Annotated in this window: 10 protein-coding genes; 8 read left to right on the forward strand and 2 right to left on the reverse strand. The window is 66.0% G+C overall.

The window, feature by feature from the left end; translation table 11 throughout:
- Positions 1-26: 26 nt before the first annotated feature.
- The 7 genes from HFK18_RS15455 to cueR all read left to right on the forward strand — a co-directional run bounded on the left by HFK18_RS15455 (position 27) and on the right by cueR (position 9,748).
- On the forward strand, positions 27-311 hold the full coding sequence (locus HFK18_RS15455; protein WP_025874818.1) for a hypothetical protein: 285 nt from the start codon (positions 27-29) through the stop codon (positions 309-311).
- Between the two features lie 85 nt (positions 312-396).
- Positions 397-1,419: a glucokinase gene (locus HFK18_RS15460; protein WP_180166931.1), complete on the forward strand. Its 1,023-nt coding sequence runs from the start codon at positions 397-399 to the stop codon at positions 1,417-1,419.
- A 52-nt stretch (positions 1,420-1,471) separates the two neighbouring features.
- Positions 1,472-2,470, forward strand: a complete 999-nt coding sequence (locus HFK18_RS15465; RefSeq protein WP_180166932.1) for a N(4)-(beta-N-acetylglucosaminyl)-L-asparaginase — start codon at positions 1,472-1,474, stop codon at positions 2,468-2,470.
- Positions 2,467-3,198: a copper homeostasis protein CutC gene (locus HFK18_RS15470; protein WP_180166933.1), complete on the forward strand. Its 732-nt coding sequence runs from the start codon at positions 2,467-2,469 to the stop codon at positions 3,196-3,198. Before HFK18_RS15465 ends, HFK18_RS15470 begins: the two co-directional genes overlap by 4 nt.
- 382 nt (positions 3,199-3,580) lie before the next feature.
- Positions 3,581-6,538 carry a TonB-dependent receptor gene (locus HFK18_RS15475; RefSeq protein WP_180166934.1) on the forward strand — a complete coding sequence of 986 codons (2,958 nt, stop codon included), beginning with the start codon at positions 3,581-3,583 and terminating at the stop codon, positions 6,536-6,538.
- Positions 6,539-6,781: 243 nt separating this feature from the next.
- Complete coding sequence (locus tag HFK18_RS15480) at positions 6,782-9,283, forward strand: heavy metal translocating P-type ATPase (RefSeq protein WP_180166935.1); 2,502 nt, start codon at positions 6,782-6,784, stop codon at positions 9,281-9,283.
- A 12-nt stretch (positions 9,284-9,295) separates the two neighbouring features.
- Positions 9,296-9,748 (forward strand): Cu(I)-responsive transcriptional regulator, encoded by a 453-nt coding sequence (gene cueR / locus HFK18_RS15485; RefSeq protein ID WP_180166936.1) that lies wholly within the window; start codon positions 9,296-9,298, stop codon positions 9,746-9,748.
- A gap of 77 nt (positions 9,749-9,825) precedes the next feature.
- Here cueR and HFK18_RS15490 read toward each other — a convergent pair whose 3' ends face one another.
- Together HFK18_RS15490 and HFK18_RS15495 are read right to left on the reverse strand one after the other, a co-directional pair.
- A complete protein-coding gene (locus HFK18_RS15490) occupies positions 9,826-10,020 on the reverse strand; it encodes a heavy-metal-associated domain-containing protein (protein ID WP_180166937.1) in 195 nt (64 codons plus the stop codon).
- A 163-nt stretch (positions 10,021-10,183) separates the two neighbouring features.
- Positions 10,184-13,255, reverse strand: a complete 3,072-nt coding sequence (locus HFK18_RS15495) for a TonB-dependent receptor (protein ID WP_180166938.1) — start codon at positions 13,253-13,255, stop codon at positions 10,184-10,186.
- 1,177 nt (positions 13,256-14,432) lie between these two features.
- Here HFK18_RS15495 and HFK18_RS15500 point away from each other — a divergent pair.
- The gene (locus tag HFK18_RS15500) at positions 14,433-16,871 is read left to right on the forward strand and encodes a GH92 family glycosyl hydrolase (RefSeq protein ID WP_180167442.1); all 2,439 of its coding nucleotides are present in this window, start codon (positions 14,433-14,435) and stop codon (positions 16,869-16,871) included.
- The last annotated feature ends 6 nt before the right edge of the window (positions 16,872-16,877 follow it).

Here is a 16,877-nt window from a genome sequence, read left to right on the forward strand (position 1 = left end):
GCACTTCCATCACGAAAGGACGCAGCATGGACATCCGCTTCATGGCCGGCACCACGCCGGTCACCCTCAGCCGCCACTGGTTCACCGGCGCGATGATGCTGCAGAGCGCCAGCGAGAAGGTCTGGGTGCAGCATCCGCTGCATCCGGGCACGCATTTCTCGTTCTCGCTGGTACAGTCGTGGCAGCGCCATATCGCCGGCCATGAAGTGCTGGTGGAGCGGACCCGGCCGCTGCTGTTCGCCGGGTTCCGCCCGCAGCGCCTGCGGGTGCTGGTGGACGGCGTGCAGGTGGCCGAGCAGGAAGGCATGTGAGGCCGGGCGGCGGCATCGCCGCGCTAGGCAAAGGACGTCCGATGCCTGAGAATCGGGACGATTCAATCGATCCAAGCAGGCCAGCGTGAACGTTGCAGCAGTGTCCCCGGTTCCATCCGAACCCGCCCGCAGCGGCGTTCCACGCAGCCTGGTCGTCGCCGATGTCGGCGGTACCTTCGCCCGTCTGGCGCTGGCCGAGACCCTGCCGGGGCAGGCGCCGCGGCTGGGCAGCTACCGCACCTACGCCTGCGCCGACCACCCCAGCCTGGCGGCGATCCTCGCCGATTTCACCGCCAGCCTCGGCCAGCCGATGGCCAGCGCGGTGGTCGCCATCGCCGGCCTGCTCGACGGCGACACCCTGATCAACGCCAATCTGCCGTGGACGGTATCGCTGTCGGCGACGCGCCGCGATTCGGGCCTGCCCGACCTGCAGCTGATCAATGATTTCGAAGCGGTGGCGCTGGCCATTCCGTATCTGCAGGCCGACACGCTGGTGCCGCTGAACGGCGACGCCGATCCGGCCAAGACCTTCCCGGCGCTGGTGCTGGGGCCGGGCACCGGCCTGGGTGCGGCACTGCGCTTCGCCGATGGCGAGCGCCCGGTGCTGGCCAGCGAGATCGGCCACGCTGCGTTGGGCGCCGGCAACGCGCTGGAACTGCACGTGCTGGGCCAGCTGCTGCAGCGCTGGCCGCACGTGGACAACGAACGCGTGCTGTCCGGCAGCGGCCTGATGAACCTGTACCCCTGCCTGTGCGAACTGCGCGGCGTGGCGCCGCAGTGGACCAGCACCGAAGCGCTGATCGCGGCCGCGCGGCAAGGCGACGATGCGCTGGCGGTGGAAACCCTGCAGGTGTTCTGCGCCTGGCTGGGCAGCCTGGCCGGTGACGCAGCGATCGCGGTGGGCGCGCGCTCGGTGTACCTGGCCGGTGGCATTTCCACCCATGTGCAGGACTTCCTGGCCGACGGCCGTTTCCGTGAGCGCTTCCTCAACAAAGGTGTGCTGACCGACGTGCTGCGCCAGGTGCCGGTGTGGCGGGTGGAACATGGCCAGCTGGGCGTGCTTGGTGCAGCGGCCTGGCACGCAGCGCGGACGCCCGCGCACGATTGATCGGCGCTGCCGGCATCGGGCCGGCGGGCGCAGCATGCAGACGGAGGCGAAGATGGTGGATCGCAGGCAGTTCCTGCAGGCCGGTGCACTGGCCGCAGGTGTGGCAGCGTTGCCGGTGGTGAAGGCGCGCACGCAGGGCGGGGCCAAGGTGGTATCGACCTGGGACTTCGGCGTGCCGGCCAACCAGGCCGCGTGGAAAGTGCTGGCGCAGGGCGGCAGTGCGCTGGATGCGGTGGAAGCCGGTGCACGCTGGGCCGAAAGCGAGCTGTGCAATCCCACCGTCGGCCATTGCGGCAACCCGGACCGCGACGGCGTGCTGAGCCTGGACGCCAGCATCATGGATGGCGATGGCCGCTGTGGCGCGGTCGCTGCGCTGGTCGACATCCTGCATCCGGTCTCGGTGGCCCGCAAAGTGATGGAGAACAGCCCGCACGTGCTGCTGGTGGGCGAGGGCGCCCAGCAGTTCGCCGTGCAGCAGGGCTTCGAGCGCCAGCACCTGCTGACCCCGAAGGCCGAAGCGGCGTGGCGCGAATGGCTGAAGACCGAGAAGTACGCGCCGCAGATCAATGCCGAGCGCCGCGGTCTACCCGGCAACAGCGACAACCACGACACCATCGGCATGCTGGCACTGGACGCCAAGGGCAATCTGGCCGGTGCCTGCACCACCAGCGGCATGGCCTGGAAACTGCACGGCCGGGTGGGCGACAGCCCGATCATCGGCGCAGGCCTGTACGTGGACAACGAAGTGGGTGCCGCCACCGCCTCGGGTGTGGGCGAAGAGATGATCCGCAACGCGGCCTCGTTCCTGGTGGTCGAGCTGATGCGCCAGGGGCGCTCGCCGGCACAGGCGTGCCGCGAGGCGATCGACCGCGTGGTGCGCAAGCGCCCCGAGGTGAGCAGGACCCTGCAGGTCTGCTTCCTGGCGATGAACAAGCAGGGCGAGGTCGGTGCCTATGCGCTGCATCGCGGCTTCGTCTACGCGGTGTGCGATGCACAACGCCAGGATGACCTGCGCGACTCGCCGTCGATCTATGCGAGCACGCAGGCGTGAACGTGCGCCGCACGCTGGAGATCGCCAGCAATTCAGTGGCTTCGGCGTTGGCCGCGCAGGCCGGTGGCGCAGACCGCATCGAACTGTTCGACAATCTCGCTGAGGGCGGCACTACGCCGTCGTTTGCCAGCATCGCCATAGCCCGCGAGCGGCTGCAGATTCCGTTGTTCGTGCTGGTGCGACCACGCCCGGGTGATTTCCACTACGACGCGCTGGAAACCGAGCTGATGCTGCGTGATATCGCGCAGTGCCGCGCGCTGGGCTGCGACGGCGTGGTGATCGGTGCGCTGGATGAACAGGGCGACATCGACCGGCCGCTGTGCCTGGAACTGGTGCGGGCGGCCGGCCCGCTGCAGGTGACCTTCCACCGTGCGTTCGATGCCGCGCACGATCTGCCGGCGGCGCTGGAACAGGTGATCGGGCTGGGCTGCCAGCGGGTACTGACCTCCGGCGGTCAGGCCAGCGCCGAAACCGGTGCCGAGGTACTGGCCGCGCTGGTCGCACAGGCGGCCGGCCGGATCAGCGTCATGGCCGGCGCCGGGCTTGGCCCGGGCAATATCGCCGCCGTGGCGCGGCAGACCGGCTGTACCGAACTGCATGCCTCGGCCAAGGGGCAGCGACGCTCGGCCATGCAGTTCCAGAACCCGGCCCTGCGCGGCCTGGACCCGGACTGGAGCCAGACCGACACGGCGACAGTGACCGCACTGCGGAAGGCGCTGGACGCCTGAGAGCTGCCGGGGTTGGATCCCTTCGCCGAAGGGCTCCGACCCCGACCAAGCGCTATCGGGTCAGCACCCCTCTACGAGAGGATCCGACCCGGGTACCCCATTCGCCACGGACAAAACCGTTCTGCGCGCGAGTGTCGTGATCGTGTCATCGACATCTGCGCCGCATCCGTAGCGATGTTTCGCAACTTATTGATTCACTTGGATACCTATAGGCGATAGCGACACGCAGCGGTCGGATGCTGCGTCGCCGCATGCCGGGCGTGGTTCAGCTGTGCTTTAGTTTGGATCGATCCACAGGGGAGGGTGATCGAATCGAGAAGGATCGATTCAACGCCCGGGATCGCCATCCGACCGCGCGCCCACCATCCAAGAGCAACCACCCATGGCTCAGTCCGTCCGCAACCGTCGTCATCTGCTGTCCCAGGCCCTCGTGCTTGCCTTGCTGCCCTTCGCAGCGGGCGCACAGGAAGCGACCACGTCCTCTACCAAGGACCTCGATGCCGTCACCGTTACCGGTTCGCGCATCAAGCGCGCCGGCGTCGAAGGTCCGGCCCCGGTCAACGTGATCACCGCCGCACAGATCCAGAAGGAAGGCTTCGTCACCGTCTACGACGCGCTGAAGACGCTCACCGAAGCGACCGGCACCGTTGAAGCGGCATCGCAGTGGGGCTCGCACACGCCCAACGCGAGCGGCCTGAACCTGCGCGGCATGGGGCCCAACCGCAGCCTGCTGCTGGTCAACGGCCGCCGCGTGGCCGACTACCCGCTGCCCTATGGCGGCGAGACCAATTTCTCCAACTACAGCAACATTCCTGCCGCTGCCGTGGAACGCATCGAAGTGCTGACCGGCGGCGCATCGGCGATCTATGGTTCGGACGCCATCGCCGGCGTGGTCAATGTCATCCTGAAGACCAACTATGACGGCGACGAAGTGCGCGTGCGCGGTGGTACCTCCACCGAAGGCGGCCGCGATACCTGGGATCTGTCCTGGGCGGGTGGCAAGACCGGCGACAACTGGAGCGTGACCTACGCTTTGCAGTACACCAAGCGCGATCCGCTGTTCGGCCGCGACCGGCCGCAGATGGACGACGCTGACGATGCGCTGTACCCGTCCTGGAACATGGAGCAGCGCAAGGTCGGCTTCCGTCCCACCGCAGGCCTGGCGCTGATCGACCCGAGCACAGGCCAGCGCCTGGCACCGCCGGACGGCACCTGCGAGAAATTCGCTGGCGAGTACTACACCGCCGATCGGCTGGTCTACAACTACAACGCCAATACAGTGAGCAACACCGGCCGCCTGTGCGGCATGAGCGCCGACTACGCCAACTGGCTGCTGACCGGTGGCTCGGAGAACGTGTCGGGCAATCTCTATGGCACCTTCGATTTCGGTGATGGCCTGCAGGCCTGGAGCAATCTGGCGGTGTACCGGTCCGAGGCGATCTGGGGCACCAATCCCCCCAGCGTTTCGTTGATCGACGATGCCAACGGCTATTACTGGGATGCCAACCGCAATCGCCCGGTGCTCGGCGTGCGCCAGTTCACGCCGAACGAAGTCGGTAGCCTGGACACGCTGCGCAATACCAACCGCGAGTTGTCGTGGGATATCAGCGCAGGCCTGCGTGGACGCCTGGCCGATCGCTTCGACTGGAGCGCTACGGTCGGCCGTTCCTACTACCGCGTTGAGGAGCGACAGAATGTGGTGGACGAACAGAAGTCGTACGACTTCTTCCTCGGCCCACGGCTGGGCACCACCGGCGACGGTGAGGCCATCTACGCATTGAACGAGTCGCGCTGGTGGAACCCGATCACCCCGGACCAGTACTGGCAGATGGGCACGGTCGCGAAGAATCGCGCATCCTCCTACGTCAACCAGGCCTCGGCCGACATCACTGGTGAACTGTTGCAGGGCTGGGCCGGTCCGATTTCGTTCGCGGCGGTGGCCGAAGTGGCGAAGCAGGGCTATCACCTCAGCCCGGATCCGCGTGCCGGCATCGATTTCGACCTGCAGAACGTTGATCGTGGCGGCGGTGAGCGCACCCGCTATTCGGCCGGTGTCGAGTTCAAGATCCCCTTGGCCGACAGCCTGATCGCCACCGCTGCGGCACGCTACGACCGTTATGGCAGCTACAAGGCCGACGGCGGCGGCGAGGCGCTGGATGTCGGCAGCCAGAAGGAAACCACCTGGAACGCTGGCCTGGAATGGCGTCCGTTCGAGTCGCTGCTGGTGCGCGGCTCCTACGCGACCAGCTTCCACGCGCCGGACATGCACTACCTGCTCGGCCAGGCCAGCAGCTCCGAAGTGCTGACCTACGACCGCCTGCGCTGCATCGAGAGCGGCGCGTATCTGGTCAACAACTGCGGCGTGGGCAATACCGATGTCTGGTATGCGTTCGACGTGAACCGTCGGGGTACGCCGCTGCTGCGCTCGGAAACCGGCAATTCGTGGACGGTCGGCTTCGTCTGGGACGTACTGCCGAACCTGTCGATGAGCGCGGATTACTGGGCGATCAAGCTGGAAGACATGATCGTCGACGTCGGTGCGGACGAAGTGCTGGCCAGCGAGGCCGGCTGCCTGACCGGCAAGAACATGGACGGTACGCCGTGGGCGAATCCGGCTGGTGAGGCTTACTGCGCCGGCATCCTGGCCCGGGTGAATCGTGACAGCAGCGGACGGTTGGTGTCGATCGAGCGCGGGCCGTTCAACCTGGCCAGCCGCGAAGTGCGTGGTATCGATCTGAGCGCGCGCTATCGGCTGGAGACGGCCGCATGGGGCAGCTTCCAGCTGGGGGTGAACTACACCAACCAGATCTCGACGAAGGAGCAGCGCTACGCCAACGATCCGAACCCTGAGCGCCGCGACCGTGACCTGCGCAGCAAGTTGCGCGCGAGCCTGGCCTGGCAGGGCGGCAACTGGAACGCGAACGTGTATGCCGACCGCATCGGCTCGGTGCCGGGCGTGCGCTATCACTGGGGCACCGACCGCCTGGACAACCCCGGCGGCTGCCTGCCTTTCGCCGATGGCTACGTGCCCAGCGACAGTCCGTCGTTGAACTGCCTGGAGCCTGCCACCCGTCCGGATGGATCGGCCAATCCGAACCCGAATGCGGGGCAGCAGACGGCGCGCTATTACGGCCGGGTCGGGCCGTTCATTACCTGGAACTTCAATGTCGGCTACCAGGTGACCGAGTTCATGAAGGTCAATCTGTACGTGAACAACGCGTTCAACGCGACCAGCTGGAACCACAAGGACCCCTACAAGGTCGACTACGATTTCGCCCCGACGCGTCTGCTTGGTGCGGTGGGCCGCGAGTTCGCGCTGGAGTATGTGTTCACGTTCTGAGGGACGGCGGCGCCGGGCATGACCCGGCGCCAGCCACGGGGTGACGGGCAGCCACGCATGGCGTGGCTCTACTGGGCGTTCGGGATGCAGGGTGGTCAGGCATGGCGTGGCTCTACCCAGGCTTTGCAGTAGATCCACGCCATGCGTGGATGGGCCGCTGGCCGGGCGGGGTGGATTTGACCTTCCCACGATGGCAAGGTCTAGGCTGGTCATCTCTCCAGATGGAACCAGGGAAACCAGGCCATGAGCACCTCAAGCGTTACCGCCGTCCCCGGGACGGCTTCCACCCTCAGCCTGCCGATCGAAGGCATGACCTGCGCCAGCTGTGTTGGCCGGGTCGAAGCGGCCCTGGCCAAGGTCGAGGGGGTCGCCAGCGTGTCGGTCAACCTGGCCACCGAGCGTGCGGACATCCGCTCCTCTGGCCCGGTCGACCGCGACGCTTTGATCCAGGCGGTGGAAAGCGTGGGTTATGAGGTACCGGCGGCGACCACCGAACTGGCCGTGGAAGGCATGACCTGCGCGTCCTGCGTCGGCCGCGTGGAGCGCGCGCTGTTGGCGGTGCCGGGTGTCAGCCAGGCCAGCGTCAACCTGGCCACCGAACGAGCGACCGTGCGCGGCGTCGCCGGCATCGACGCACTGGTAGCGGCCATCGACAAGGTCGGCTACGCAGCGCACGCGATCGATGGCGGCGCCCAGGTCGATGAGGAAGCGGCGGAAAAGAAGGATGCCGAGCGGGTGGCGCTGAAACGCGACCTGATCCTGGCCAGCGTGCTGGCAGCACCGGTGTTCGTGCTGGAAATGGGTTCGCACCTGATTCCCGGCATGCATCACTGGGTGATGTCCACGATCGGCCTCCAGGCCAGCTGGTACCTGCAGTTCGTGCTGACCACGCTGGTCCTGGCCATTCCCGGCCGGCGCTTCTACCAGAAGGGCTTCCCGGCGCTGCTGCGCTTGGCGCCTGACATGAACTCGCTGGTGGCGGTGGGTACCGCGGCGGCGTTCGGCTATTCGGTGGTGGCCACCTTCATCCCGCACCTGTTGCCGGCGGGCACGGTGAATGTCTACTACGAAGCGGCGGCAGTGATCGTCGCGCTGATCCTGCTCGGCCGGTTCCTGGAGGTGCGCGCGAAAGGCCGCACGTCAGAGGCGATCAAGCGCCTGGTCAACCTGCAGGCCAAGGTGGCGCACGTCAGCCGCGAAGGGCGCATCGTCGATATCCCGATCAACGAGGTGCTGCTGGGCGACCTGCTGGAAGTGCGTCCGGGCGAGCGCGTGCCGGTGGATGGTGAGGTGACGGAAGGTCGCAGTTTCGTCGACGAGTCGATGATCACCGGCGAGCCGATCCCGGTGGAGAAGTCGGCAGGCAGCGGCGTGGTCGGCGGCACCGTCAACCAGAAGGGCGCACTGACCCTGCGTGCGACCGCGGTGGGTGGGCAGACCATGCTGGCGCAGATCATCCGTTTGGTTGAACAGGCGCAGGGCTCCAAGCTGCCGATCCAGGCCGTGGTCGACAAGGTGACGCTGTGGTTCGTGCCGGCGGTGATGCTGGCGGCCCTCGCTACCTTCCTGGTGTGGCTGATCTTCGGGCCGTCGCCGGCGCTGACCTTCGCGCTGGTCAACGCGGTGGCCGTGCTGATCATTGCCTGCCCGTGCGCGATGGGGCTGGCGACGCCGACCTCGATCATGGTCGGCACCGGCCGCGGTGCCGAGATGGGCGTGCTGTTCCGCAAGGGCGAGGCGCTGCAGTTGTTGAAGGACGCCAAGGTGGTGGCGGTGGACAAGACCGGCACCTTGACCGAAGGCCGCCCGTTGCTGACCGACCTGGAGATCGCCGACGGCTTCGATCGCGCGCAGGTACTGGCCCGGGTGGCAGCGGTGGAATCGCGCTCGGAACATCCGATCGCCCGCGCCATTGTCGAGGCAGCGACGGAGGAGGGCATCGCGCTGTCGGCGATGCTTGATTTCGAGTCGGTGACCGGCATGGGCGTGCGTGCCATCGTCGATGGCGCACGCGTGGAAGTAGGCGCCGATCGTTTCATGCGTTCGCTGGGCGTGGACATCGGCAGTTTCGCCGTGCTGGCCGATCGCCTGGGCAACGAAGGAAAGTCGCCGCTGTATGCCGCCATCGATGGCCGCCTGGCGGCGATCATCGCCGTCTCTGATCCGATCAAGCCGAGTACGCCGGCCGCCATTGCCGCCCTGCACCAGCTTGGCCTGAAGGTGGCCATGATTACCGGTGACAACGCCGCTACCGCACAGGCCATCGCCCGCCAGCTCGGCATCGATGAAGTGGTGGCCGAAGTGCTGCCGGAAGGCAAGGTGGAAGCGGTGCGCCGCTTGAAGGCGGCTTACGGTCAGATCGCGTTCGTCGGTGATGGCATCAACGATGCGCCGGCGCTGGCCGAGGCGGATGTCGGCCTGGCCATCGGCACCGGCACCGACGTCGCGGTGGAGTCGGCCGACGTGGTGCTGATGTCCGGCAACCTGCAGGGCGTGCCCAACGCCATCGCGCTGTCGAAGGCGACCATCGGCAACATCCGCCAGAACCTGTTCTGGGCCTTTGCCTACAACACCGCATTGATTCCGGTCGCGGCCGGTGCGCTGTATCCGGTATGGGGCGTGTTGCTGTCACCGGTGTTCGCGGCCGGTGCCATGGCCCTGTCCAGTGTGTTCGTGCTCGGCAATGCGCTGCGCCTGCGGCGCTTCCAGGCGCCGATGGCGGGCGCGTCCCATGCGGCCCATTGAAGGAGCGATTGCATGAACATCGGTGAAGCATCGAAGGCCTCCAGCGTGTCGGCCAAGATGATCCGTTACTACGAGCAGATCGGCCTGATTCCGCCCGCTGACCGCACCGGCGCGGGCTATCGCGCCTATTCGCAGTCCGACGTGCATCGGCTGCGTTTCATCCGTCGCGCGCGTGATCTCGGCTTTTCGGTGGCCGAGATCACCGACCTGCTGGGCCTGTGGAACGATACGTCGCGCCACAGCGCCGACGTCAAGCGCCTGGCCGAGCAGCACATCGATGACCTGGAACAGCGCATCGAGAACATGCGGCAGATGGCCGACACGCTGAAATCGCTGATCAGCTGCTGCGCCGGCGATGATCGACCCGAGTGCCCGATCCTGCAGCGGCTGGGCGAAGGCGAGGAGGGCGCTGTTCCGGTTGCAGCGCCCGCCGGGGCAGTACGCAGGCGCGCGCGCAGGACCTGACGAAGACAGATGGAAAAGAAAATGCCCGCCCCGGCAATTGCACGGGGCGGGCATCGTTCATGCAACTGGCAGGGTGTTCAGGCCGTACGCGGCGGGAAACCCGCTTCGGTCAGTGCCGCGACGATCTGTGCTTCGCTGGCCGACGTCTGTACCTGCACGCGGCGGCTGGCCGGGTCGGCCGACACGGTCGCCGCCGGATCGACCAGCTCGATCGCCTTGGTCACGCTGCGCGCGCAGCCACCGCAGGTCATGCCGTCCACATGGAATTCCATCTGTAGCTCCTTCGATTCACTTGGGGGTGGAGGCAGTGTGCACCTTGCAACGATGGCAGGGTCAAGCGTTCCCCGGAGCGAAGGGACCACAAAAAACGGCAGCCACCTGTACCAGCGCGGCTGCCGTGGAGGATCGTCCCCGCCCACAGGCGGGGGTGAGACCTTAGAACTTCCAGTTCACGCCGAAGTACAACTGGCGGCCGGCATACAGGTTGGACAGCAGACGGGCCTGGCTGTCATTGCCGATGTAGCTGCGCAGTTCCGACTTGGTGGCGTTGAGCACTGCCGCGGTGACCGTCCAGTCCGGCGTGAGGTTGTAGGCAACGTTCAGGTCGAGCTGGCTGTACGGCTTGGTGTAGGTGGTCATGCCATTCTGCAGCCCGCCAACCACTTCACCGCGACGGTTGTACGAGGCGCGGGCCAGGATCTTGTCGTTCTCGTAGAACACGGTCACGTTGGCCTGGTTCTTGGCGCTGCCCACCAGTGGCGAAGAACCGATCTCTTCGCCATCGAGCACGATCGAGGCCAGGTTGGTGTCGTTGTAGGTGTAGTTGGCCTGCACACCAAAGCCCATGTCGAAGGTGTACTGGCCGTACAGTTCCACGCCCTGCGAGACGCCATCACGGCCGTTGGCCTCGGTGCGGTACTTCTGCACGGTGACCGTCTGGCCGCCGACGGTCATCTGCTGATCGCGCACCACCGGCACGGTGAAGTTGTCCACGTTCTTGCGGAACAGCGCGACACCGGCTGCGGAACCCGGCTTGAAGTACCACTCCAGGCCGATGTCGAACTGAACGGCCTTGAACGGTTCCAGTGCCTTGTTGCTGCCCGAGCCATACCAGCCGGGAGTGTCGGTGCCGCCAGCGACGCGGCGGTCGTTGCTGTATTCCTCGCTGATGTAGGTGAGGCCGCCGGGATAGGCAATGCTGGTATAGCTCGGGCGGGCGATCACTTTCGAAGCCGCGCCACGCAGCACCAGGTTGTCGGTGATATCCCAGGCGATGTTGAAGCTGGGCAGGAAGTCGGTGTAGGTCTTGTCCAACGAGGCCAAGGTGAAGACCTTGTCGCTGGCCTGGGTGTCAGGCACGCGCACGAAGCCGCCCTGGCAGCGCAGGGCGGGATCGGCGGCCGGGTCATCGCAGCTCATCGGCGCGCCGCTGGCGTTGTCCACGAAGTAGTCGTTGAAGCGTTCGACCGAATCGCTGGACTGGGCAAACTGCTTGGTGCGCACCACGCGCACGCCGACGTTGCCGCGTACGCGCTCGGTACGGAAGTTGGCCTGGAAGTAGCCCGAGTAGATCTTCTCGTTGACGTCGTAGACGAAGTCTTCCTCGGTGCGGTTATGCGAGCCGCCGTAGGTCTTGTTCAGGTAATCGATGTAGGCCGGGTAGTTGATGCCCGGGAACACGTTGGCGTTGAAGCCGCCGGCAATGTTGCTGATCGGGTTGGACAGGAAGAAGCCAGGCTGGGCATCGCCGGCAGTTGAATCGCAACCGGCCTGGTAGCGGTTGTTCTTGTAGTCCGCCGGGTCCAGGCCCTGGCACACCCAGTAGGTATTGCCGGTATTGCGGTGCACCTTGCCGTCCCGGTACTTGGTGCCGAACTGGATCGAATCCAGCCAACCGGCTTCGAACAGTTTGGTGAAATCGGCCTGGAAGTAGTTCTGCTCGACCTCGGTCTGCATCCACGACGAGTCGGTGGAGCCGGTGTCCACTTCGGCGATGCCGGCCATCAACTGCTGCTGCAGATCCGGTGAGAACTGTGCCGATGGCGTACCGGTCAGGTCCCAGGCGGTGTAATTGACAGACTGCCATTCGTTGCCGACCTTTCGGCGCGGCTTGGCCGACATCCGGAAGTTCATCGACGGGCCACCTTCAGACCAGGTGCGGCCGCCGGTGAACGACGCCTTCCACAGCGGGCTGATGTCCCAATCGATGGTCAGGTCGGCGGTCTGCGAGAGCGCTTTTTCCTTGCTGTAGCCACCGGTCAACTGCGGGGTAGGCATGGTGCAGTCATCCGGGCCCCAGCCGCCCGGTGCCAGGCCGGCCGCCTTCGCCTGCTCTTCGCTGCAGATATATGTCTTGCCCGGCAGCTTTTCGAACTGTGCGCCGGTCACGATGCTGCCACTGGGGTCGAAGTCCAGCCCATTGAGCAGTCGTCCGCCAGCCCAGTTCCCGTCGCCGTTGAAGCGAGCCATGCTCCACTCCGGCACCTTCAGCATGTTCTGGGTGTAATCACCCTGCAGCTCGAAGCGGAAGTAGTTGGCGGTCAGGGTCAGGTTGTCGATCGGCTTGAACTGGAAGGTCAGCTGGCCGCCCGTGCGCTCGCGCTTCTCTTCCTTCACCGCGAAGTTCACCGAGGTCGGCATGAAGAACTCGCTGTAGTTCTTGCCGGTCTGGTTGTTGAAGCCGGACTTGCCCCACCAGTAATGGATGCCGTCCTGTTCCAGCAGGTTGCCGTTGGCATCACGGGCGGTGGTGCCGTTGCCGTACCACTGGTAGTCCTCGGTGCTGGCTTCCATGGTGCGGCTGGTGCGATTCTGCTGGGTCACGCCGACCAGCACGCCGAAGCGCTCGTCCTTGCTGTGCCAGGAATACAGCGCCGACACCTGCGGGTCGACGTCGTGGCTGGTGTCGGACGAGGTGCCTTCCAGGTTCACGTAGCCGGAATTGGCTTCCATATCCAGCGGGCGGCGGGTGTGCAGGATGACCGTGCCGCCGATGCCGCCTTCGTCGATGCGCGCTTCCGGCGACTTGAACAGCTCGGCGCTGGACAGCATGTTCGACGGCAGCAGGGTGTAGTTGAACGAGCGGGTGGCTTCGTTGTTGGTTTCCGACGAAGCGACGAAGTTGCCGTTCAACTGGGTCAGGGTCAGGTCGGGCGCGAGGCCGCGCACGCTGACCGACTTGCCTTCGCCACCGCTGCGGGTGATGACCACGCCGGGCACGCGCTGCAGGGCGTCGGCCACGTTCTTGTCGGGGAACTTGCCAACGTCCTCGGCGGTGATCACTTCGACCACGGCATTGGCGTCGCGCTTCTGCTGCAGGCTCTTTTCGATTGCGTAGCGATAGCCGGTGACCTGGACGCTGTCCAGGGTGGTGGCATCCTGCGCGCCGGTCGTTGCCGCCTGCTGCGCGGAAGCGCCAAGCGGGGCGACGGCGGCGGCCAGGGCCAGCGCGATGGCCAGCGACAACGCGTCGTGGCCCTGCGTACGTGTTGAATGCTTCATTGCCATCTCTCCCTCTCTCCTGGATTGATCCGGTGACTGACTGACGCGGAAACTTGAATCGATCTAATTCGTGATGCAGATCTTGCCTTCGCCCTGCAGATGCAGCGAGCGCCTGGCAGATGGCGCGGCACGTCCTGTCTTGCTCCCCAACTCCGGGCCATCGCGCTGTCGTCTTGGATCGATCTAAGCGATGGGCGGGGCGATTTTTAGCACGGCAACGGCGCCGACGCATGTTGCTGCGCAATATGGCAGCGACGTGTCGTGCAAATGACCCTTCGCGGAAAATTGCTGTAAGCGGTTACATGCGCAAAAGGGGTGGGCCGGCCGGGCTGCGCCCGGCGCCCGCAGAGGACGAAGCCAGGGCAGCAGCAACGGCAACAGCAACAGCAACAGCACAGCGGCTTTCCGTGGGATGGCGGGGTGGGTCCGGTTGCGGGGGACGCTGCAAGTACGTCCCTGTAAGCTCGGTCGCGCCATCCATGGCGCTCACGCCCCCGCAACCGGACCCACCCCGCCTTCGACAGATTCCCGATGCCGTTGGTAGATGTCGACCTTGGTCGACACCTGGATCCATGCTATGCATGGATGAAATCCAATCGATGATTTCGAAATCGGTAGGTACATCCATCCACGCCTTGCGTGGATCAAATTCGTCGAAATCGAATATTTCGGTAGTTCATCGAACAGCATCCGCGCGTGGCGTGGATCCACGTGTCGACCAAGGTCGACACCCACCAGAATTCCGACAGATCGCCGAAAACTGTCGAAGGCGGGGTGGGTCCGGTTGCGGGGGTGTCCGCGGCATGGATGCCGCGGCCAAGCCCCCAGGGACGGGTTCACGGCGTCCCCCGCAACCGGACCCACCCCGCCATCCCCCGGAATGCAGCTGTCGCTGTTGCCGTTGCCGTTGCCGTTGCCGTTGCCGTTGATCCGGCTCCGGCTCCGGCTCCGGCCTCTGTGGGTGCCGGGCGCAGCCCGGCCACAGCCCACCCCTCATGCTGCGCCGCAGAATGCATTGGGCGAAATTCCCATGCTCTACTTGAATCGATCTAAATCCGCCGGGGTGCGGATTTGTACCGATGGAAACGAGGGCTCGGCCTGTGCGGCCGGTCCTTCGCTGCCGCCCTGCCGCCAAGGAGTCCTGCCCGTGACCAGGTTGTCCCACCGTCGTCCCGACCGCCGCCTGTCGGCACTGTCCCATCGGCCCCTGGCCCGCATCGCCTGCCTGTTGGCGCTGGCGGTGACGCCCTGGCTGCAGGCCGCGCCGGCCGCGCTGGAGCGCGAGGTCAATACCTTCATCGGCAGCAAGGATGACGGCAACACCTTCCCCGGTGCCTCGGCACCATTCGGCCTGATCCAGGTCAGCCCGATCGGCAGCCACTATTCGGGCTGGCGCTACGACGACGACAAGATCCGCGGCTTCGGCCATTCGTTCCTCTCCGGTGCCGGTTGCTGGGAGCAGGGCGGTCAGGTCTCGGTGCTGCCGGTGACGGGCAGCATCGGCCCCGGTGGCGACTTCGATACCGCCAACCCCAAGCAGTTCGACCACAAGGCGTATGCGTCGGCCTATACCCATGACGGCGAAATTGGCCAGGCCGGCTACTACAAGGTGCGTCTGACCAGCTACGGCGGCATTGATGCGGAAGCGACGGCGCGTACGCGCGCGGCTGCCGAGCGTTACACCTTCAGCCAGGGCAAGGGCGATGGCCACGTGCTGGTCAATGTCGGCCAGGCCAACGAGCGCCACTCGGTGATCGGCAGCGTGGTCGACGTGGTGGGTGACCGCGTGGTTGAAGGCAAGCTGGTCACCAAGAGCTTCTGCGGTGGCCATCAATACACCACCTGGTTCCGTATCGAGTTCGACCGTCCGTTCAAGGCGCATGGCACCTGGGGCGAGGGCGGTGGCCTGCCGGGCGCGCGCCACAGTATGGAAGGCGAGCAGAAGCCGAATGGCGCGTGGCTCAGCTTCGATCTGGCCAAGGGCCAGTCGGTCACGGCCGTCAGCGCGATTTCGCATGTGGATGCCGAAGGTGCACGCACCAACCTGCGCGCTGAGGGCATGCAGGGCGGGGCGCTGCTCGGTTTCGATCGCATGCGCGCGCTGTCGCAGCAATCGTGGCGCGAGCAGCTGGCACGCGTCCGCGTGCAAGGGGGCAATGGTGATGACCGCACCGTGTTCTACAGCGCGCTGTACCACGCGCTGCTGCAGCCGCTGACCGGCAGCGATGCTGATGGGCGCTACCGTGGTTACGACGATGGCATCCATCGCGCCGATGGCTGGACCTATTACGAGTACTTCTCGCTGTGGGACACCTACCGCGCACAGAACCAGTGGCTGGCACTGACGCGCCCGGACGTGGCGCGCGACATCGGCCGCAGCCTGCTGGCGATCGACGAGCAGGGCGGCTGGTTGCCGCGCTGGGGCTATGCCAACTTCGAGACCAACATCATGACCGGCGACCCGGTCACCCCCTTCATGGTCGATCTGTGGCGCTTCGGTGCACTCAAGGGCCGTGAATCGCAAGCCTGGGATGCATTGCGCCGCAATGCGTTCGGCACGCCGCCACTGAACTCGCGGATGGCCGGCCGTTCCGGCAACCCGACCTATCTGGACAAGGGCTACGTGGTCTACGACCGTGCGTTCCCGTCCAAGGGCATGGATGTCGATCCGCACCATGGCGGCTCGGCGACGCTGGAATATGCGCTGGCCGACTGTGCGCTTTCGCAGATGGCCGAGGGCCTCGGCCACACGCAGGATGCAGCAACGTTGCGTGAGCGTGGCCGCAACTGGCGCAAGGTATGGGACCCGCAGGTACGTGATGCGGAAACCGGCTTCAGTGGCTTCCCGCGCCCGCGCACCGAAGATGGCCAGTGGTATACCCCGGCAGACGGCCATTACAGCCCGCGCTCGCACCATGGTTTCCATGAAGGCACCGCTTGGCAGTACCAGTGGCTGGCGCAGCAGGACGTGCCGGGCTTGGTCGAGGCGATGGATGGTCGCGAGCAGGCAGGCCGCCGCCTCGATGCGTTCTTCGCGATGGATGCGCTGCAGGCCGACCCGCTCAATGCCGCCCGCAAGGAATGGGTGGTCGGGCCGTACAGCTACTACAACCAGTTCCGCTACAACCCCAACAACGAGCCCGACCTGCATTCGCCGTGGCTGTACACGCTGATCGGCCAGCCGTGGAAGACCGCCGCGGTGGTGCGTGCAGCGCAACAGCTGTTCACCAATGCGCCCAATGGCGTGACCGGCAACGATGACCTCGGCACGATGTCGGCCTGGTACCTGTTCAGTGCGATCGGCGTGTACCCGGCGGTGCCGGGCAGCGGCGAGTTCCTGCTGCATACGCCGCGCTTTGCCAAGGTCGAGGTCGAGCTGGGCAACGGCCGCACCCTGCGCATCGAGGCGCCTGGCGCCGATGGCCGCCGCCTGCAGTACGTGCAGGGCGTGCAGGTCGATGGCCAGGCACATGCCCCGGTGTGGCTGGGCTGGAACCAGCTGCAGCAGGGCCCGAAGCTGCGTTTCGCCCTCGATGGCACGGCGCCGACGCAGGGCTGGGGCACGGCGGTGAAGGATCTGCCGGTGTCCTGGTGTGCGGCCCCGGGCAGCCAGCTGCACTGAGCCGGG

It is taken from the genome of Stenotrophomonas sp. SbOxS2, from assembly GCF_013416715.1.
Taxonomy (GTDB): Bacteria; Pseudomonadota; Gammaproteobacteria; order Xanthomonadales; family Xanthomonadaceae; genus Stenotrophomonas; species Stenotrophomonas lactitubi.